The organism is Terrabacter sp. Ter38, from assembly GCF_024519435.1.
Lineage (GTDB): Bacteria > Actinomycetota > Actinomycetes > Actinomycetales > Dermatophilaceae > Terrabacter.
Map to the genome: position 1 here is coordinate 1 of NZ_JALJRZ010000053.1, position 219 is coordinate 219.

1 pseudogene is annotated in these 219 nt (G+C 74.0%); it reads left to right on the forward strand.

Annotated features, from left to right (window positions below):
* Window positions 1–219: pseudogene (locus tag NR112_RS22345) on the forward strand (HNH endonuclease); the annotation flags it as partial.

Sequence of the window (219 nt, forward strand, 5' to 3'; positions counted from 1 at the left end):
ACGGACACCACCGCGGCGAGTTCACCCTCACCGGCGACCCCACCCACCCCGACGGGCTCACCTTCCACACCGACACCGGCCTGCTCATCGGCCCACCCCAGAAACCACCCCCACCACCCCGGCTCACCCTGGCCCCCGACCCGGACGAACCGGAAGAGCCAGGTCGGCGCAGACCACCAGCCCGACTCGGGCGCCGCTACCCCGCGCCCTCCGGTGGCA